At 67.2% G+C, this 19,155-nt stretch carries 15 protein-coding genes; 4 read left to right on the top strand and 11 right to left on the bottom strand.

Annotated features, from left to right (window positions below; genetic code table 11):
• Window positions 1-47: 47 nt before the first annotated feature.
• The 11 genes from fadD32 to glf form a co-directional block, all read right to left on the bottom strand.
• Window positions 48-1,970, bottom strand: a complete 1,923-nt coding sequence (gene fadD32, locus AC5ZH6_RS02050; protein WP_014358494.1) for a long-chain-fatty-acid--AMP ligase FadD32 — start codon at window positions 1,968-1,970, stop codon at window positions 48-50.
• Between the two features lie 320 nt (window positions 1,971-2,290).
• The gene (locus AC5ZH6_RS02045; RefSeq protein WP_094601666.1) at window positions 2,291-3,304 is read right to left on the bottom strand and encodes an LLM class F420-dependent oxidoreductase; all 1,014 of its coding nucleotides are present in this window, start codon (window positions 3,302-3,304) and stop codon (window positions 2,291-2,293) included.
• Between the two features lie 190 nt (window positions 3,305-3,494).
• On the bottom strand, window positions 3,495-4,499 hold the full coding sequence (locus AC5ZH6_RS02040; protein WP_006369238.1) for a cutinase family protein: 1,005 nt from the start codon (window positions 4,497-4,499) through the stop codon (window positions 3,495-3,497).
• A gap of 13 nt (window positions 4,500-4,512) precedes the next feature.
• The gene (locus AC5ZH6_RS02035) at window positions 4,513-5,055 is read right to left on the bottom strand and encodes a hypothetical protein (protein ID WP_026920402.1); all 543 of its coding nucleotides are present in this window, start codon (window positions 5,053-5,055) and stop codon (window positions 4,513-4,515) included.
• A gap of 247 nt (window positions 5,056-5,302) precedes the next feature.
• Window positions 5,303-6,727, bottom strand: coding sequence for an alpha/beta hydrolase-fold protein (locus tag AC5ZH6_RS02030; protein WP_006369236.1), 1,425 nt, complete (start codon window positions 6,725-6,727; stop codon window positions 5,303-5,305).
• A gap of 399 nt (window positions 6,728-7,126) precedes the next feature.
• Entirely contained in the window at window positions 7,127-8,149 is a 1,023-nt protein-coding gene (locus AC5ZH6_RS02025) for an alpha/beta hydrolase (RefSeq protein WP_006369235.1), read from the bottom strand.
• 335 nt (window positions 8,150-8,484) lie between these two features.
• Entirely contained in the window at window positions 8,485-10,773 is a 2,289-nt protein-coding gene (locus AC5ZH6_RS02020) for an arabinofuranosyltransferase AftB family protein (protein WP_006369234.1), read from the bottom strand.
• A 46-nt stretch (window positions 10,774-10,819) separates the two neighbouring features.
• Window positions 10,820-11,746, bottom strand: coding sequence for a decaprenyl-phosphate phosphoribosyltransferase (locus AC5ZH6_RS02015; protein WP_094601664.1), 927 nt, complete (start codon window positions 11,744-11,746; stop codon window positions 10,820-10,822).
• Window positions 11,743-12,480: a phosphatase PAP2 family protein gene (locus AC5ZH6_RS02010; RefSeq protein ID WP_094601663.1), complete on the bottom strand. Its 738-nt coding sequence runs from the start codon at window positions 12,478-12,480 to the stop codon at window positions 11,743-11,745. Before AC5ZH6_RS02010 ends, AC5ZH6_RS02015 begins: the two co-directional genes overlap by 4 nt.
• Window positions 12,461-14,407, bottom strand: a complete 1,947-nt coding sequence (locus AC5ZH6_RS02005) for a glycosyltransferase (RefSeq protein ID WP_094601662.1) — start codon at window positions 14,405-14,407, stop codon at window positions 12,461-12,463. Before AC5ZH6_RS02005 ends, AC5ZH6_RS02010 begins: the two co-directional genes overlap by 20 nt.
• Before the next feature lie 57 nt (window positions 14,408-14,464).
• Window positions 14,465-15,688 carry a UDP-galactopyranose mutase gene (gene glf, locus AC5ZH6_RS02000; protein WP_094601661.1) on the bottom strand — a complete coding sequence of 408 codons (1,224 nt, stop codon included), beginning with the start codon at window positions 15,686-15,688 and terminating at the stop codon, window positions 14,465-14,467.
• A 224-nt stretch (window positions 15,689-15,912) separates the two neighbouring features.
• Here glf and AC5ZH6_RS01995 point away from each other — a divergent pair, with 224 nt between their 5' ends.
• From AC5ZH6_RS01995 to AC5ZH6_RS01980, 4 genes are read left to right on the top strand one after another with little or no spacing between them, the layout of a single operon-like run.
• Window positions 15,913-16,638: a glycosyltransferase family 2 protein gene (locus AC5ZH6_RS01995; protein WP_094601660.1), complete on the top strand. Its 726-nt coding sequence runs from the start codon at window positions 15,913-15,915 to the stop codon at window positions 16,636-16,638.
• Window positions 16,635-17,636, top strand: coding sequence for an acyl-CoA dehydrogenase family protein (locus tag AC5ZH6_RS01990; protein WP_094601659.1), 1,002 nt, complete (start codon window positions 16,635-16,637; stop codon window positions 17,634-17,636). The genes AC5ZH6_RS01995 and AC5ZH6_RS01990 overlap by 4 nt, the downstream gene beginning before the upstream one ends.
• Complete coding sequence (locus tag AC5ZH6_RS01985; protein WP_094601658.1) at window positions 17,633-18,415, top strand: PIG-L deacetylase family protein; 783 nt, start codon at window positions 17,633-17,635, stop codon at window positions 18,413-18,415. The genes AC5ZH6_RS01990 and AC5ZH6_RS01985 overlap by 4 nt, the downstream gene beginning before the upstream one ends.
• Window positions 18,415-19,056 carry a class I SAM-dependent DNA methyltransferase gene (locus AC5ZH6_RS01980; protein ID WP_094601657.1) on the top strand — a complete coding sequence of 214 codons (642 nt, stop codon included), beginning with the start codon at window positions 18,415-18,417 and terminating at the stop codon, window positions 19,054-19,056. Before AC5ZH6_RS01985 ends, AC5ZH6_RS01980 begins: the two co-directional genes overlap by 1 nt.
• Window positions 19,057-19,155 lie beyond the last annotated feature (99 nt).

Genomic DNA, 19,155 nt, shown 5'->3' with positions numbered 1-19,155 from the left:
CGGCGGCCGGCCGACGCGGAGGGTGTGCGGCGAAAGGCTTCGCTGCGCTACACGCCCGCATCTGGGAAGGCCGTCTGCTTATACCCACCTCGCAGGCTGCCGTCGATGTAGGCGGCCTTGGTCGCGCGGCGGGCGATCTTGCCGCTGGAGGTGCGTGGGATGGACCCGGCGGGGACGAGCAGGATGTCGCGGGCCATGACGCCGTGGCGTCCGGCGATGGCGGCGCGGACGGTGTCGGCGACTTCTTGCGGGTCGTGGCGTTTGCCCGGTCCGCGCTCGGCGACGATGACCAGTTGCTCGGAGGCGTCGTCGGGGTCGAAGGTCAGTCCGCTGGTGGATTGTTCGAAGACCACCTTGGGCAGTTCGTTGGCCGGGACGGCGAACGCTGCGACGAATCCGGGGCGCAGGGCCGGACTGGCTTCTTGCGCACTGAATTCGAGGTCCTGCGGGTAATGGTTGCGGCCGTCGACGATCACCAAGTCCTTGACGCGGCCGGTGATGTAGAGCTCACCGTCGAGCCACACACCGTAGTCGCCGGTGCGCATCCAGGTCGCGTCGGCCGGAGCACCCTCGGTGTGGCTGTTCTGCGCGAGCGGGGTGGTGATGGTGTTCTCGAAGGTGTCCTTGGTTTCCTGCGGCTTGTTCCAGTAGCCGGCGCCGATGTTGAGGCCGTGCAGCCAGATCTCGCCGACCTCGCCGTCGGCCTTCTCGATGCCGACGCCGTTCTCGTCGTATTCGGCGGCGTCGACGATCGCGGCCCACTGGCTGAGCGCGACCTGTCCGCAGGAGACCTGGGCGACGGCGTTGGGCGCGTCGGAGTCGATGACCTTCATCCGCCCGGCGTTGAGTTCTTCGCGGTCGACGTAGATGACCTTGGCCTCGTTGTCGCGCTGGGTGGCCGAGACGAACAGGGTGGCCTCGGCCATGCCGTAGCACGGCTTGATGGCGGTTTTCGGCAGCCCGTACGGGCCGAATGCCTCGTTGAATTTCTTCATCGAGCTGACGGTCACCGGTTCGGAGCCGTTGATCAGGCCGATGACGTTGGAGAGGTCGAGTTTTTCGCCCTCCTTCGGCAGGCCACGGGCGGCGGCGTGCTCGTAGGCGAAGTTGGGCGCGGCGGCGTAGGTGGGTGCGTTGTCGTCGTCGGCGGCGAGTTCGCGGATCCAGCGGCCGGGCCTGCGCACGAAGGCCTGCGGGCTCATGATCGTGATGTATTTGCCGCCGAGCGCGGGCAGGATCACCGTGAGCAGGCCCATGTCGTGGAACATCGGTAGCCAGGTGACGCCGCGAGCGTTGCGGTCGATCTCGATGCAGTCGTAGATCTGCAGGACGTTGGCGGCCACTGCCTGGTAGGTGATCTCGACACCGGCGGGCACGCGCGTCGAGCCCGACGTGTATTGCAGGTAGGCGACGGTGTCCTTGTTGTGGTCCTTACCGGCGATGGGTGCGACCCAGCTCGAGCCGACGGAGTCGGGCACCGCGTCGACGGCGATGACGCGGGGACGCTCCTTGGCCGGGCGGTCGGCGAAGAAGTTGCGGACCGCCTCGGCGGATTTGGTGGAGGTGAGGATCGCGGTCGGCTCGCAGTCGGAGAGCACCGCGGTCAGCCGGTCGGTGTGACCGGGCTCGTCGGGGCTGAACAGCGGAACCGCGACGTTGCTCGCGTAGAGCGCGGCGAAGAAGCCGATCACGTACTCCAGCGACTGCGGGGCGAGAATGGCGACGCGGTCGCCGTGTTTGGTGACCTGCTGCAGCCGTGCCGCCACTGCCCGGAGCCGTTTGCCGAATTGCGCCCAGGTGAGGTCCTGACGTTCGCCCTCGCGCTCCCGGCTGTAGTCGATGTAGCGGTAGGCGAGTGTGTCGGCCGCGTCGCGGACATTGCGCTCGACGTAGTCGACGAGTGTTGCGTCCTCGGTGAAGTGCAGCTGACCGTTCTCGTCGAGGAACTGCTCAAATTCAGTCTTCAGCATTCATTACTCCTGTGGCCCCCACGTTCCTGCCCCCAAATGGGCATATCGTGCGTACCTCGTGGCACACCCCGCGGCGCCCGACCGCGCTGCTCGGTTCAGTGTGACCCTCGAGTCGTTCCTTGCCGTGCACCGGTGGTCGTGTCGGTACCCATTCGTCCGTGGACCGCGTTGGTCGCGGTCGCACGACACTTCCCAACCCTTTCGCTCACTTCATGATCGTCATGTCCACCTTGACTCCACCGCGGTGTGATCACGCCACTGCAGCAGTCCTTCGCCGGCGGTTGTCGTGCGGCTTCCTGCCCCCGGACCGAGGACACACTTTACTCTCCCTTGAGGAGCGAGATGACCGGCGCGAAGGCATCCATCTGCGTCGGGAACACCCCGACGTAGGACATCGAGGTGCGCCGCCGCACCGCCCGGATCTGATCGGCGATCTCCTCGAACGATCCGATCGCGATGTACGGCGAGTTCAGCACGTCGTCGACGGTGAACTCGGTGTCGCGTTCGATGTTCGGCGGATACCCCTGCTCGAGTGCCTTGAGCGCCATCTCTGCGGTGGACTGCCGGTCGTCGGTGATGACGATGACCGCGATCGTCCAGTTGAGTTCGATGTCGGCGAATCGGTCGCCTGCGGCCTGCCGGATGCGGTCGACCCGCTCGGCGGTCTTCTCGATGGTCATGTCCGACAACTTCATCCGCCCGTCGGAGGTGGTGCCCGGCGCCACGGAAATGATGTCGGCGTGTTTGGCGGCCAGGGCGAGCATCTTGGGCCCGCCACCGCCGACGGCGATCGGCGGGCGCGGCCCCTGACGCGGTCGCGGGCTGCCCTCGAGTCCCTTGATCTGGTAGAACTCACCGTCGAAGTCGACGGTCTCGCCGCGCATGAGCTTGTCGAGGATCGTCAGCGATTCATCGAGCCGCCGGATGCGTACACCGGGGGATTCGAACTCGATACCCGCCTTGTCGAACTCCTCCTTCAGCCAGCCCGCACCGATCCCGAGTTCCAGGCGGCCCTTGCTCAGGACGTCGATGGTGTTGGCCTCCTTGACCAACAGCGCCGGATGTCGGAAGCCGTTCGCGAGAACCGACGTCGCGAGCCTGATGCGGTCGGTGGCCTGGCTCAACGCTCCCAGTGCGGCCAGCGGGCCGACCTGGTTGCCGAGGTGATCGGGGACGGCAAAGGTGTCGTATCCGTATTCTTCGGCGGTCTGGGCCAACTTCACGAACTTGCGGGCGCCGCCCTCGTCCTTGTTGCCCTCACCACCGGCGCCGAACCGGAACGCGCGCAGCGTGGTCTCGCCGCCACCGGTCCCGGTGGTCTCGCCCTGGGTCATTGGTTCTCCTCGTCGCGTTCGCGGCGTCGTCATGAGTTCTCGTGGCCGTGCGGGGGCGTCCCCATTCCGCAGGACACCGCCGAGCCAGCCCACAACGTTAATGCAGCAGGTCGGCGCCGCCCAAACGGATCGGTCCCCGCTCAGGGCCTTCCCAGCCACCCCGCAGCACGCGACGCCACGACGTGGGTGCTCAGTTGTGCGCCGGACGCGGGGCCTCGTCGATGAGTCCGTTGACCCAGCCGCGCATCCACTGGGTCGCGGTCGCACCGTCCAGAGACCAGTACCGCGGCGTCGCATACATCGCGTGCACCGGGTTGTTGATGGCGCTCGCCAGCTGACTCACGGCACTCAACGGATTCGACGCCGTCGGCGCATCGCAGATGAGATCGCCTGGGGCACAGATGGATACGACCTTGCTCTGCAGATCCCCGAAGCCGCCGGGACGCGGGCCGGTCATCGTGGTCCCCGGCACCAGCGATCCCATCCCGGCAAGTGCGATCTCGGCACCGACGCCGGGCGGGTTGGGTCCGATGTCACGCTGATCGCCGGGCTGCCGGCGGCCGTCGGCGATGAGTCCGACCCCGAGGACGAGATCGGCGTCGGACTGCGGCAACACGTTTCCACGGCCGTTGCCGATGGCCGAGGCGAGGTCCCCGCCGATGACCGCACCCTGCGAGAAGCCGACGATGACGTAGCGCGTCAGCGGACAGTGCTCGTGGGTGGAGATGATCTTGCCCGCGGCCCGCTTGTAGCCCTGGGTGCGCGAGTCGTTGTAGCTGCTCTGCCGATCGTTGAGGATCGTGGGGTTCCGGAACTCGGCGATGTAGGGCACCGTGTAGACCTCGGTGCGCGACTCGGGGAATTCACTCTTGATCGCCTTGGAGACGCGCAGCAGCAGCGACGCCGGCTTGGACGTCGGGTTCAGCGGGTCGTCGTTCGGCGTGGACTCCCAGGTACCCGGGATCACCAGCGTCAACACGTCGGCGCAGTCGGCGGGCTGGGCCTCCGGCCGGTTCGGCGGGGTCGTCGTCGTCGACGACGGGCCGCCACCACGCGGCGGTGCAGGCGGACCCTCGACGATGCCCTTGATCCAGATCGCGATCAGCACGATCGCGATGACGGCGATCAGCGCGACCGCAACCATCAACAGGCGCAGCGCACGGGAGGTCCGTGAGCGTTTCTTCCGGGCGTTCACAGGTCGGTTGCCGCTAGCAATAGTTGTCCTGGGCGGCCTTGATCACCTTGTCGGCCTTGGCATTGGCCTCCGCGGTGTTCTGGGTGCCAGGAGCGACCAGTGCGGTGACGTAGGCCTTGGTGGTCACCGGGTCGGTGTTCTTCTTCTGCGCGTCGCAGACGTAGGTGGCCAGCGACAGCGCGACACCGTTGTCGGTATCACCGAGCAGCGTGACGTTCTGGCTGCGCAGGGCCTGCAGGTATCGCTTGGCCTTGTCATCGAGCGGCGCCCCGTCCGGTGCGGTGAGTTGTCCCGATGCCGGTGCCGTCGAGCCAGGGGTGGTCGCCGGCAGCGTGGACCCGCCGGTGGTCGGGGTGGCACCGGCCGAGGTCTGACCGGACTCCGGTGCGCTCGACGCCGAGGCACTCGACGGCGCGGAGTACAGCGACGTCGTGGTGACCGGATTGCTGGTGATCGGGGCGCTCGCCGTGGAGTCGTCCGAACATGCCGCCAGCGAACCCAGCGCGAACACCACGCCGGTCATCAGCACACCCAGCCTCAAGTACTTCGTCATCATCACTTCCTCGTCACGCATCACCGATGCCGCCTCGAACCCTCCGACCCCTGGTTCGACGAGAGGCGCGCCGGTGACCACGTACACACACGTGGTGGTTTGTCCCAACCGCCAGCAAGGCTACCCAACAAGGCGGACAACATTCGCCACCGGAGCCACCTCACCTGCGCAAACATCGCGATTCCACAGTCAGATCTCAGGACGCACACACGCGGCACCCGATGTGGGGCGCCGCGTGTGTGAGCTGGATCTATCGCGCGAGTTGCGCGCCGCCCTTCGGTGACCAGTTGATCCGGCCGTGTTCGAAGGTCTGCGTCTTGCCGCCGTCGCGACCCCACGGCATCTCACCGCTGGTCGGCAGACCGAGTTTGCCGCCGGGTCCGCCCGCGCCGACATACGCGCCGCCGATCGCGCCACCGACCACCTGCGGACCCTTCGGCCCGGTGATGATCCGCCCTTCGGCGAAGTCCTGGGCGCGTCCGCCGGGTACGCCGTACTCCGGCGTCAGGCACACTCCCAGCCGGGCCGGACCGGCGACCTTCTTGAACGCCGGGCTGACCCCGCAGGCCACCTTGTCACCGCTGAGGCCGAGCGCTGCCGCCGCCTGCGGCCAGGCCTGATGCATCTCGAATTCCCAGTAGGGCCAGGTGTGGGTACCCGACGCCCGGTAGACGGCTTGTCCGGGAATTCCCAACTGGTTCAACTTGATTGCGAACTGCTGCGAGGTGACCCGGGAGAGCAGCTCGAGTCCCACACCGGAGTAGTTGGTCGCCAGCATCGGGATGTCGGACGGCTTGTCGTACGGGCCGACCATGCCGTTGCCCGACGAGATGTAGAGACTGGTGCCCCGCAGTTTGTCGGCGAGCAGGTACGGATCGTGGGCCTTCCACTCCGGGTCGCTGGGCGGGCCGAACATCTTCATCGCGTCGTAGCCGCCGCCGTCCCGAAGGGCGAACTGGATGGCCTGCGGCATCCCGTAGGAGGTGAGCTGCAGGATGCCGGAGAACGACGCGGCGAACTTGTAGTAGCCGGGGTTTCGTGCGGCGAGCATCATGGCCGCCGAACCACCCATCGAGAGTCCCTCGATGCCACGGACATCCGTTGAGCGCCAATCACCTTCGATGATGGGCGGCAGCTCGTGCATGAGGAAGGTTTCCCACTTGTAGTTCTTGCCCTTGTCGGTTTCCTTCCAGTCGGTGTAGAAACTCGACTCGCCACCGATGGGCAGGATGACGTTGACGTTCTTGTCCTTGTAGAAGTCGACGACGTCGGTGTTGATGACCCAGCCGCTCTGATCGTCCTGTGCGCGCAGACCGTCGAGCATGGTCAGCTGCGGGAACCGCGCGGTCGGATTGGCCCACCAATCACGGGCCAGCAGGATCTGGACTTGGATCTCGGTGTTCATCGACGGGGAGAACACCCAGAGCGCAACGCGACGGTCGGTGTACCAGAACACCTTGGTGACGCGGGCGGGCTGGGTGGGCGCCGGGGAGGCCGCGGGAGTGGCCGCCGGAGCCGGGGCAGCCGGGCTCGCCGGGGCTGCCGGACTCGCCGGGGCTGCCGGGGCCGGACTCGCCGGGGCCGGGGCCGGGGCCGGGGCCGGGGCGGGGGCACCGACGGCGTCCTGCTGACCGATCAGGGCCCAGCCAAGCGCCACCAGCACGACCACCACCATCGTGATGACGACTCGTGGCGTTCGCCGGCTCGTCGCACCGCGAGTGGCCGTACGCCCACTCGTTCGCCCCGCACTCACTGTTCGCATACCCTCGCGCTCCTTCGCACCCCTGATGGTCGACGCATCGCGGTCGGCGACCGCGTCGACTCAGTGGCCCCTCAAATCACAGAAATCTCACTGGTGTCATTACGCCTCAGGTGTTTCTTACACGTCGTGGCGCAGGTTGGCGCGACGCCACGCTGTGGCGGGTGAGATTTTTGTGACTTCTGTGATGTGAGTTGCGCGGATAGCCGGTCATGCCGGACCAATGAGACAACCCCGGCCGACACCGTGTGGTGGCGGCCGGGGCTGTCCCGGTGCTCAGTTGATCGTTGCTCAGTCGAGCAGTGCGCTACTCGATCAGTTGAAGAAGCCTCGCGAGTAGGCGTTCCAGACCATGTCCTGCCAGTAGCCCCAGGCGTGGGTGCCGTTGGCGTAGTAACTCATGATCGGCAGGCCGTTGATGAAGGCGAGTCCTTCGAAGGCCTTGGCCTGGGTGAACGCGAGGAACTCCAGCGTCGAACCCTTGAACAGGTCGTCGAAGACGTTCGGCAGCGCGTTGTACTTGCCGAAGAGTCCGTTACCGGAACCGACGAAGAGTTTCAGGCCCTGCATGCGGTTGATGCGCAGCGACGGGTCGTTGTCATACCAGCGGCCGTCCCACGGCGGGCCCCACATGGCGTCGACGTTCCACGGCTGCGGTGCGACGTCGAGCATCGCCAGACGGATCATCGTGTGCATGCCGGGGGCACTGAGGAAGTTGTAGCCCGACAGCGAGCCGGCGGCGTAGTAGAGGTCGCGACGCTTGGAGGCGAGGACCAGTGCGGCGTTACCACCCATGGACACGCCCATGATGGCGTACTTGCCGTTCTTGCCCTGGAATCCGTTGGCCCGCAGTGCCTGCGGGAGGCGGTTGTTGATCACGCACTCCCACATGTAACGGCTCTGCTGGCCGTTGAAGTTACTGGGCGCATTCCAGTCGGTGTAGAAGCTGGCCGGTCCGCCGATCGGCTCGACGACGTTGACGCCGCGATTGACCAGTTCCTGGACGTTGGTGTTGATCTCCCAGCCGGAGAAGTCGTACTGGGCGCGCATGCCGTCGAGCAGGATGACGGTGCGCTTGTTCTGCGGCTTGAACCAGGTACGAACCTGGACCTTGCCGGGAGCCATGGACTTGTTGCCGAAGGCGCCGTTGGTGGGCATGCCGCAGGCGTCGATCCACAGCGTCTTGCGGAAGCCGGTGCCGTTGATGCGCGCGTCGGCCTGGCCCGTTCCGACCACTGCTCCGATCAGACCCGCGACGGTCATCACGGCGACCACAATCGCCACGAGCCGTGCACTGAGTCCCGTGGACGCCTTCGGTTCCAGTTCACCTACACCCATCGACCTGCATTCTCCCTCTGTCACCGGTTCCGACACGAAACAGTCATTGCGTCGAACTCCGGACTACACCTCTGCGACGTCCGATCCCCCACACCGAACCCTCGTGCATCGTGCACACGAGGAACCCCCGGCAGCCTATTGCAGCCACCGAAGCCTGACAAACTCTGTGACGTCTCTCACAGCTCTCTCAGGTTGGTGCGGACGGATCGGTCCCACCGCAATTCTCACGGTCGGTCTATCGGTCGCACTCCGCGGCACGTTACCGATTCGAGATAATTTCTCGCAAGTTCCTCCGATGCTGCGCGAAGGTTCCTCACAGCGTCCCCGGTTCCGGGTCAGCGCGGGTGGATGCGCGGCGGCATCCTCAGACCGCAGTGCTGGATCTCGTACTCGGGGTTGCGGTCGATGCGGTAGTCGGTGAACGTGAACGACTGGATCAGGTTGCTCTTGAACCGCTGCCACGTCCACGGCGCCTCGTACGAGGCGATCCGGTCCCGGGTGGCCGGACACGTCAGGGCGACCTGCGCCTGACGTACGACGTCCTCGTCGAGGAACCCGGGCAGGATCGGGGCTCGCGCCACGGCTCCGGCCTCGGCGACCACCCACTCGGTCGGCAGTACCTTGTCGTGCCCGATGCGGCCGTCGTCGAGTCGCTCGGTGTGCGCGGCGATCGGATACGCCAGCCCCATCTGGTCGATGACCCGCACGTTGAGCGGAGCATTCATGCTGGTCATGCCGAGATTGAGGAAGAACACCGTCAGCTGGCGCTTGTCCTGCGGGGTGCTGGCGGGGAGGCGGGCGATGTACCACTGGTCGTAGTCGAAGGACGCGATCAGCACGCCGCCCTCCTTCTGATACTGCTCGATGTCCTCGACCATCGCCTTCATGCGCGGATAGTCGAGGTAATCCTTGGCGGTGACTGGGTTCTCGATGCCCATGTTGGTGACGTAGAAGCGTCGCTCGTCGACGATGCCGCTGCGGCCGATGTCGATGCCGGCGTTGGGCAGGACATCCTCATGGACGATCGCCGCCCACGCGATGGTGGTGATCCACATCGCCGCGAGGACGGTCGAGCCGACCAGCTGCAGGCGTGTACGGCGGGCGCGCAGAGCGCCGTCGGTGTCGGCGGGCGCGCTGTCAGCGGTGGCTGGGGCGCTGTCGGCGGTGGCGAGGGCGCCGTCGGCGTCGGCGTCGGCGAGGGCGCTGTCAGCGTCAGCGAGGGCGCTGTCAGCGTCAGCGGGGGCGGGCATGCGGCGACGGCGGAAGGCTGCGGCGACACCGCGCACCGGGATGGTCACCGGAATCACCATGAGCGGCAACAACATCACGAACAGTGGTGTCAGCAGGACGCGGCCGTGCATGAAGTCGCCACCCTGACGCAGCCAGTACAGACCGACGATGAGGCCGGCGAGCACCATCGCGGTGACCACCGCGCCCGGCGTCTGCAGACGCCGCGACCACGACGCCAACCGGCCACGCACCGTCGTCGGGGCCTGCGATGACGGCTCGGTGGGGCTGAGCTTGCGTGCGCGCACCCCGACGGCGAGCAGGATGCCCGCCACGAGCGCGAGGACCACCGGCAACAGCAGCGTGTAGGGCCCGAAGAGGTTGGCCAGATAGATGAACCCCTGATGCCACTTGGAGCCGCTGGCGTCCTTGGCGACGGCCGGGTTGGGGACCAACAGGGCGTAGTACCCCATCCGGAAGATCTGGTAGCCCACGGGGAGAATCGCGGCGGCGACGACGATGCCGACACGCATCTTCCATGTCTGGGGCGCCAGGAACACCAGCACCAGGGCGATCCCGCCGATGACCGTGAGCTCGGGCCGAACCAACGGCGCCAGGCCCGCCCAGAAGGCGAGGAACAGTGTGGCCGCCGAACCGGCGCGGGTGGCCTCGGCCCCGGACGATCGCCGACACCACGAGATCAGCAGACACCACAGCACCGCGGCCCAGAAGATACAGAGCCCGTTCTCCAGGCCGCTGGTCGCGAAGTCGCGTGCCGGCGGCAACGCGATGTAGATGATCGGGCCGAGCGGAAGCAGCAGGGTGTAGCCATCGCCGGTGATCCCACCGAGGCGCCGACGCAACAGGCGGGCTGTCCCGTACATCGCGATGGGCACCGCCGACACCGACAACACCAGCGCCACCCACAGGGCGACGTACTCGAGTTGGCCGTCGGTCACCCACGCCCAGAACCACAGCAGATAGGTCCACGCCGTGGAGGTGTTGGCCTCGACCCGTTCCCCTGCGTTGAACACCGGCCCGTTGCCCGCGAACAGGTTGCGCAGGGTGCGCAGGACGATGAGTCCGTCGTCGGCGATCCAGCGCCGCTGCCATGCGCCGATCGCGAAGAAGGTGGTGACGGTGATGGCACCGATCAGGAAACTGATGATGGCGGTCCACTCGCGGCCACCCCAACGCCGCCACGCGCCGACGTCGACCGTGCGCTTCTTCTTGCCGATCGGGCGCTCATCCTCATCGATCGGGCGCTTCTTGACGTCGATCGGGCGCTCATCCTCGCCGACCGGGCGCTCGTTCCCATCGGCCGGGCGCTCCACGTCGGGCTCGTCGCCGCCGAGATTCAGACGCAGCCACTGAGTGGGCGCGTCGTCCTCGGGCAATTGCCCTCGATCAGGTGACTGCCCGTGATCAGGAGACTGCCCTCGATCAGGAGACTGCATAGACCGCGACACCCACGCATACTATCCAGGCCACCGCCAGGACCTGCAGCACACGGTCGCCGAGGGCGATCTCCTCGGGTTCTCCGGCCTGACCACCGTCGATGTCGACGGCGTAGCGCAGGATCGCGATGGTGAACGGCACCATCGACAGGGCATAGGCAACGTTGGTGTCGTGGCCGGAGTTCTTGTCGAAGGCCCACAGTCCGTAGAACAGCACGACGGCCGTGGCCGCCAATGTCCACACGAAGCGCAGGTAGCTGGTGGTGTAGTACTGCAGCGCCTTGCGGATCTTGGCGCCGGTGCGCTCGGCGAGTTGCAATTCGGCGTAGCGTTTGCCGGCCGCCATGAACAGCGACCCGAAGGCCATCACCAGCAGGAACCACTGCGAGAGTCGGATCTCGGCGGCCACACCACCGGCGATGGCGCGCAACAGGAAGCCCGACGAGACGATGCAGATGTCGATGACGGCCTGGTTCTTCAGCCCGAAGCAGTAACCGAGCTGGATCACCAGGTAGATGGCGATGACGACGGCGGTCTGCCAGTTGGCGATGAGCGCCACCCCGATCGATCCCGCACCCAGCACCAGCGCGAGGCCGTAGGCCAGCGATACCGGCACCAAGCCCGCGGCGATCGGCCGGAACCGCTTGGTGGGATGGTTTCGGTCCGATTCGACGTCCATGGCGTCGTTGACCAGGTAGATGCAGGAGGCGACGAGGCAGAACGCGATGAACGCCAGGCCGACGCGTCCCATCGCACCGGCGTTGGTCAGGGCATCGCTACCCGCGGCCAGCGGAGCGGCGAGGACGAGGACGTTCTTCACCCACTGACGTGGCCGGACCGCCTTGATCAGCCCGGTGGCCAGGTTCTTGGGCGGGCCCTTGACCTTTCCGTGCTCGATCGGCTCCTCGCTCATGCCTTCTCCTTAGTGGACTTGCCGCCGACGACCCGCCCCATGAGGAGGCGTGCGGTCGACCCCGGCATCAGCGCCACTGCGCCGACGCGGGCAGCAACACCGGCGAGCCGGGTGGATCGCGGGTGGCGGGCCGCGGTGTCGGCGGCACGCTCGATGAACTGATCGCCGACGACGACGGCACCGGCGCTCAGTGCGCCGATCGCGGCTCCGGCGGCGACATCGCTCGGATAATGCACCCCGAGAACCAGTCGCGAGGTGAGCATAGGCGGCACCAGCACCGCCGGAAGCAGGTAGGGCGGTAAACCCGCGGCCCTACCGATGAGGATCGCCGCGGCCGTCGTCGAGGTGGCGTGCGACGACGGGAAACTCAGACGGCTCGGGGTCGACACCCCGACCCGGATCCGCGGATCCTGTGGGCGCTTGCGCCGGACGATGCGCTTGATGATCACCGACGCCGCGTGTGCGCCGAAGGCCCCCGCGCCGGCCTCGAGCCAGCGGCGTTGCGCGGTGGCGTCGTCGCGTCGCACGGTCAGCCCCCAGCCGACGGCGCTGATCGCCAGCCACCCGAGCGAGTGCTCACCGAAGTGTGAGAGTCCACGGGCGGCGGGCACGACGCCGGGCGCCCCGAGCAGCACACCCTGGACACCGATCAGTGCGGCGACCTCACCCGACGGCTCCGCGGTCTGCGCCGTGGCGGCCGACGATGGGCCCCGATCAGTCGATTCCGAAGACACGCGCCCAGCTCTCCTTACTGGTCAGGTCCCGGTGTTGGGCGCGGTAGCGCTCCGTCAACTCGGGGAACCGCTCGTTGAGTTCACGTACCAGCGCCGCGGATTCGCGTGCGAGGGCGATCATCTTGTCGCGGTCGCGCTGGCGGTACACCACGCCGCGACCGTCGGCGGTGGTGACGGTGACCCCGTCGACCCGGCCGAGGGAGAACCACCGCGCCTCGATCGGCGGGTAATTGGCCTGGGGCACTTGGTGATGCCGCGGATCGGCCGGACGCATGTTGTTGACGATCGCGCCGGCCAGGGCGCGCAGCTTGGTGACCGGGTTACTCGGCACCGTCGTCCCCAGATGCGTTGCCTCGCCGCTGGTTCGGGGCAGCTCGGTCGCCGACGGCAACACCACGGCATCCGGGTATTCCTTGCGCATGGCGGCGATCTTCGGCAACGCGGTCGGCAACAGCGAACGGATGTGGTCGGGGCCGGCGAGGAAGTCGCGGATCGCCTCGTTCTGGATCGCCACCGTCGAATACTCAAGGCAGAGAAGGTGTTTTGCGGTCGCCTTGACCATCGACTGCAGTATGCCCTTGATCGGGCCGTCGTGGTGGATCGCGGCGACGACGAGCCGGTTGCGTAGGTGGAAGTACGCCTGCCAGTCGATGGCGTCGTCCTTGTCACTCCACGCCATGTGCCAGATCGCGATGCCGGGAACCGTCGCTGTCGGGTATCCGGCCTTGCCTGCGCGCAGGGCGAATTCCCAGTCGTCCCACTTGATGAACAGCGGCATCGGCAGGCCGATCTCCTCGGCGCAGACACGCGGGATCATGCACATCCACCAGCCGTTGCCCTCGACGTCGATCCGGCGGTGCAGGTTCTTCGAGTTCTCCCGGTCACGCAGCGGATACTCGGCGAAGTCGTGGTCGTATTCCACGAACGGCGCCGCGGTCCACATGAAGGTGTGGTGGTTGATGACCTCACCCATGCAGTGCAGGTGACTGCGGTCCTGCAGGTTCAGCATCTGCCCGCCGACCAGCATGGGGGTGCGGGCGAACCGCGACATCGCCAGCGCACGCAGGATCGAGTCGGGCTCGATCGCGATGTCGTCGTCCATGTACAGGACGTACGGGGAGTCGGTCAGCCGCAACGCCTCGTACATGATGCGGGAGTAGCCACCGGAACCACCGAGGTTGCCCTGATCGAAGATGTGCAGCCGATCGCCCAGTGCCGCAGCGGCTTGCGAGTAACCGGGCTCGTCGACGACCTTGCGGGTGCCCTGATCGGGCATCAGCACCGCGTCGATCACCTCGTCCACCAACGGATCCGAGGTGAGCGCGGCGAGAGCGTTCACCGCGTCGGTGGGCCGGTTGAACGTCGGGATGCCGACGGTGACACGTTTGGTGTCCGGACCGCTGGGCACCGGGATCGTCGAATACCAGCCGGCAGAGACGATTTCGGTCTCGGTGTCGGTGGTGACGTCGAACCAGATCCATCCGCCGTCCTCGAACGGTCCGAGGTCGAGCTCGAACTCGATGGTGCCACGGCCGTTTTCATCGATGGGGACCAGATCACCACCGATGCCGATGCGCGAGCCGTCGACCTTGGAACGGTAGAGATCGACACGGCAGGTGCCGATCACCTCGACCCGCAGCACCACCGAGGTGAGGATCGACCAGCGTCGCCAGTAGGCCGCGGCGAAGGCGTTGAAGTAGCTCTCGAAGCTGACCTCGGACTCCGCGCCGAGGATCACCGAGGTGCGGCTCGGGGCGTGGGCACGGCGCGCATTGCTCGCGGATTCGACGAGGTAGAGCGAACGGACGTCGATGGGTTCGCCGGGCCGGGGGAAGATGACCCGCTGCAGCAGTTCGACCGCCGTGGAGTCGGGTTCGACCGTCGACGACGCGGTCACGTTCTCCTGTTGGGCAGGGGTCACACTCATTACTCCGCTCTGATCTGCGACTGCATTGCTGTCATCGCCGGTGATCGGGCTCGGGCGTCACGCGTCGGGACCCACCAGCGCCGCACCGTCTCGCAGGTGTGGCGCCAGGGTGTTCTCGAACATCGTGAGCGCACTGGCGATGGCCATGTGCATGTCCAGGTACTGGTAGGTGCCCAGCCGTCCGCCGAAGAGCACCTTGGAGTCGGTGGTCTCGGTCTTGGCCAGGGCTCGGTAGGACGCGAGCATCTCTCGGTCCTCGGGGGTGTTGATCGGGTAGTACGGCTCGTCGTCGTCCTTCGCGAAACGCCCGTACTCCCGCATGATGACCGTCTTGTCGGTCGGATAGGTGTCGCGTTCGGGGTGGAAGTGCCGGAATTCGTGGATACGCGTGTAGGGCACGTCGGCGTCGTTGTAGTTCATCACCGGGGTGCCCTGGAAGTCGCCGGTGGGTAGCACCTCGGTCTCGAAGTCGAGGGTGCGCCAGCCCAGGCGTCCGGCGGAGTAGTCGAAGTAACGGTCGAGTGGGCCGGTGTAGACGACGGGCGCGTCGGGGCTCTGCGTGCGCAGCTCGTCACGCACGTCGAACCAGTCGGTGTCCAGCCGCACCTCGATGCGCTCGTCGGCGGCCATGTTCTCCAGCCACGCGGTGTAACCGTTGACGGGGAGCCCCTCATGGGTGTCGTTGAAGTACCGGTTGTCGAAGGTGTAGCGCACCGGCAGCCGGGTGATGTTGGCGGCCGGGAGGTTCTTCGGGTCGGTCTCCCACTGCTTGGCGGTGTAGTGCTTGATGAACGCCTCGTACAGCGGACGTCCGATCAGGCTGATCGCCTTCTCCTCGAAGTTCGCCGCGTTCTTCGTATCGATCTCGGCGGCCTGTTCGGCGATGAGCGCACGTGCCTCGTCAGGGCTGAAGTACCGGCCGAAGAACTGGCTGACCAGGCCCAACCCCATCGGGAACTGGTAGGCCTGACCGTTGTGCATCGCGAACACGCGGTGCTGATAGCCGGTGAAGTCGGTGAAGCGGTTGACGTAGTCCCACACCTTCTGGTTGGAGGTGTGGAACAGGTGTGCACCGTACTTGTGGATCTCGATGCCGGTCGTCGGTTCGGCCTCGGAATAGGCGTTGCCGCCGAGATGGCCTCGACGCTCGATCACCAGGACGCGTTTGCCCAGTTCGGCGGCGGCGCGCTCGGCGATGGTGAGGCCGAAGAAACCGGAGCCGACGACGATCAGGTCATAGGGGCCGGAGCGGGGCGAATCGGCGCTGGTATTGGATGCCACGGGTGTTCAGGGTAACCGACCCGACCAAGGGAATCCCAAAGCCGGGCGGCGATGAGGCGGGTCGGGATGCGCGGCCGAAGTCGTCCGTCCGTGGGAGCGACGTTCACCTGCGAGTCCGGTAACCTGAGAGCTTCATACCGGCCTTCAGCCATTGGGCCTGCAACTCCCGATATCGCCGTCCGGGGATCATCCCCCGACCACGCGAACGAGTTCAGGGGCCGCCCGTGCCGAACGCATCGCATTCCTCTCACGACTCCGATCGTCTCGCCATCGATCGTGTTGTCGTGGTGATTCCCGCCCACAACGAACGCGACCTGCTGCCGGCGTGTCTGCGCGCGGTGCGGATCGCGGCGGACGCGGTGCCTGTCCCGGTGCATGTCGGGGTGGTCCTCGACACCTGCACCGACGGGTCCGCCGAGGTGATCGGCGCCGAGGTCACCCCGATCGTCGGCGAGTTCGGGACCGTCGGGGCGGCTCGGGCCGCCGGCGTCGCCGCGTTGCTGCGCGGTGGTGCTCCCGAGCGGACCTGGGTGGCCACCACCGACGCCGATTCCGAGGTACCCGGCAACTGGCTGCAGCGCCATCTGACGCGCGCGGCCGAGGGCGCGCTCGCCTACGCCGGCACGGTGACACCCAAGGATTGGACGCGGTGGCCCGCGGCGCTGGCAGATCGCTACCGGCGTCTGTATCGCGATCACGACGGCCACCGTCACATCCACGGGGCGAACCTGGGGGTGCGCGCCGACGCCTACCTCGCGGTCGGCGGATTCGGCGAGCTGCCGCACGACGAGGACGTCGATCTGATCGAACGTCTGGAGTCGGCGGGTATCTCGATCGCCTGGTGCGCGCAGGCCCCGGTGGCGACCTCGACACGTCGGCACGGCCGCGCTCCCGAGGGCTTCGCCGCGCATCTGCGCTCGCTCTCCACGACCGGACGGCGCTCGGCATGACCGCTCCTGCCACCCCGGCAGCCCGGGCCCGCCGGATCGCCGACGATCTCACCGATCGGGTGCCGCATCCGGGCGAGGGCGACACCGCCGCACGCTGGCGCCTTCTCGCCGACCTCACCCGTGACGACATCGCCGTCGGCCGGCTTGTCGAGGCGCACCTCGACGCGCGCACGATCCTTCACGAAATCGATTCCGATACAACCGAACCCGGGTCCTTCTGGGGCGTGTGGGCGGCCGAGCCGCCACATCCTCGAATCGAGGCGAGCCGCACCGATCGCGGCTGGCGGCTGCGCGGCGCGAAGCCGTGGTGTTCGGGTGTACAGACGTGCACGCACGCCCTGGTGACCGCCGACGTCGACGACGGCGCCCGCGCCCTGTTCGCCGTCGACCTCTATCAGGCGGGCGTGCGTCGGGAGACCACCGAGTGGGCCGCGACGGGGATGAGCACCACCGAAACCGGCACCGTGCATCTCGACGACGTACCGGCCCGCCCGATCGGTCCCCCCGCTGCCTACCTCGACCGTCCCGGGTTCTTCCACGGCGGCATCGGCGTGGCCGCGTGCTGGTGGGGCGGGGCGCGCAAGGTCGCCGACGCGATTTACCGCACGCCCCCGGCTGACGACGTGACCGCGATGCACCTCGGCGCGATCGACGCCCGCCTACTGGCCGGATTCACCCTGCTCGAGCAGGTGGCGGGCATCGTCGATGCACACCCCGACGATCTCGACGGGGCGCGCCGCCTTGCGCTGTCGGTCCGCTGGTCGGTCGAGCAGGTGGCCACCGAGGTCATCGACCGGGTCGCGCGGGCTCTCGGTCCGACGCCGTTGGTGCGCGATCCCGAGCACGCGCAGGCCGTCGCCGACCTCGAGATCTACCTTCGGCAATCCCACGCCGAGCGGGATCTGATCGACCTCGGACGGCTCACCGAGTCCCCGCTGTTCGGCCGCTTCGCCGGCCGCGACGGCATCACCCTCGAGTCCGGAGCAGGTACGCGATGACCACCATCGGCCCCTCACCCACCCAGTTGCGCTTCGCCGGGCGACCGATCGACATTCCCGGCACCCCCGAATCACGATGGCGCGAGTGGCTTTCGGGTCGCACTCCGACCAATCTGGAGGTGACGGTCGACCGGCTGATCGTCCTCGGCGCCCACCCCGACGATGAGGTCCTCGGGGTCGGCGGGATCATGTCGATCGCTACCCGGGCGGGCGTTGCGGTCACGGTGGTGTGCATGTCGGACGGTTCGGGATCCCACCCCGGGTCGGCGACGGTCTCACCCGAGCGACTGGTGATGCGTCGGCATCTCGAACTCGACACGGCCGCAACCCTTCTCGGACTCGACCGGCCACGGTGGCACGGCCTGCCCGACGGCGAGCTCGCCGCCCATCACGAAGCGATGTGCCGCATCGTCGACGGCTACCTCGACGCCTGCGGCGACGAGTCGGTGGCCGTGCTCGCGGTCTGGTCCGGTGACGGCCACCCCGATCACGAGGCACTCGGAAACTGCGCCCGCGAGGTCTGCACACGCCGCGGTGTGTCGCTCTGGATGTACCCGATCTGGATGTGGCACTGGGCAACTCCCGGCGACGATGCCGTGCCGTGGGATCGTCTGCGCCGGGCGCCGTTGTCCCCGTTGGAGGTTGCCGTCAAGCACGCCGCCGTGCATGCCTTCGCCTCGCAGGTCCGGCCACTGTCCGACGACCCGGCCGACAAGGCGATCCTGCCGCCGCACGTGCTGGCCCATCTCACCCGGCCGACCGAATACGTGTTCACCTGATGACCACTCGACGACGGCCCGGCGACGACCCGAAGACGTTGCCGGAGAACTACTTCGACGACGTCTACCGCGACACCGACGACCCGTGGGGGTTCACCGACCGCTGGTACGAACAACGCAAGTACGCGCTGACGCTGGCGTCGCTGACCACTCCGCGATACCGGCGGATCTTCGAACCCGGTTGTTCCATCGGCGTTCTGAGCGTCGCGCTCGCCGACCGCGGCGAGGAGATCGCATGTATCGACGTCAGTGCGCGGGCGGTGGAACTCGCCGTGCGCCGGCTGGCCACCACCAACGCCCGGGTCAGTGTATCCACCGGGGATCTGACCGGTCCGTGGCCGCCGGGCACCTTCGACCTCATCGTGCTCAGCGAGGTGCTCTACTACCTCGGTGACGCCGACCTCGACGCCGTCGTCGAGCGACTACCCGGGGCGTTGACCGACGACGGCGAGGTGATCGCGGTCCACTGGCGGTGGCCGGTCGCCGACTATCCACAGTCCGGCGACGCGGTCCACGACCGGCTGCTGCGCTCGCCGTTGCTGCACTATTCGGGCTATCGGGACAGAGATCTCTGCCTTGATGTGTTCCATCGCGGTCCACGCGACAGCGTCGCGCAGCGTGAGGGCCTCACTCCCGGCTGACCGGCGGCGTAGCGTTCGCTCCGCGTTGTAATCTCAGGAGACGTCGCCGCCCGGACGCGCACAGTCGTCAAACGATGTTCCACCCGTCGGCAGCAAGGA

The sequence above is a fragment of the Gordonia sp. YC-XJ4 genome, from assembly GCF_059511865.1.
Note: the sequence above shows the minus strand (reverse complement) of the source record. Positions and strands in the feature narration are given on the sequence as shown.

Bases quoted from the DNA above. Each gene is read 5' to 3' on its own strand.
- fadD32 (WP_014358494.1), bottom strand. From the start codon at position 1,970: ATGCTGAAGACTGAATTTGAGCAGTTCCTCGACGAGAACGGTCAGCTG.
- AC5ZH6_RS02045 (WP_094601666.1), bottom strand. From the start codon at position 3,304: ATGACCCAGGGCGAGACCACCGGGACCGGTGGCGGCGAGACCACGCTG.
- AC5ZH6_RS02035 (WP_026920402.1), bottom strand. From the start codon at position 5,055: ATGATGACGAAGTACTTGAGGCTGGGTGTGCTGATGACCGGCGTGGTG.
- AC5ZH6_RS02030 (WP_006369236.1), bottom strand. From the start codon at position 6,727: ATGGTGGTGGTCGTGCTGGTGGCGCTTGGCTGGGCCCTGATCGGTCAG.
- AC5ZH6_RS02025 (WP_006369235.1), bottom strand. From the start codon at position 8,149: ATGGGTGTAGGTGAACTGGAACCGAAGGCGTCCACGGGACTCAGTGCA.
- AC5ZH6_RS02015 (WP_094601664.1), bottom strand. From the start codon at position 11,746: ATGAGCGAGGAGCCGATCGAGCACGGAAAGGTCAAGGGCCCGCCCAAG.
- AC5ZH6_RS02005 (WP_094601662.1), bottom strand. From the start codon at position 14,407: ATGAGTGTGACCCCTGCCCAACAGGAGAACGTGACCGCGTCGTCGACG.
- AC5ZH6_RS01990 (WP_094601659.1), top strand. From the start codon at position 16,635: ATGACCGCTCCTGCCACCCCGGCAGCCCGGGCCCGCCGGATCGCCGAC.
- AC5ZH6_RS01985 (WP_094601658.1), top strand. From the start codon at position 17,633: ATGACCACCATCGGCCCCTCACCCACCCAGTTGCGCTTCGCCGGGCGA.
- AC5ZH6_RS01980 (WP_094601657.1), top strand. From the start codon at position 18,415: ATGACCACTCGACGACGGCCCGGCGACGACCCGAAGACGTTGCCGGAG.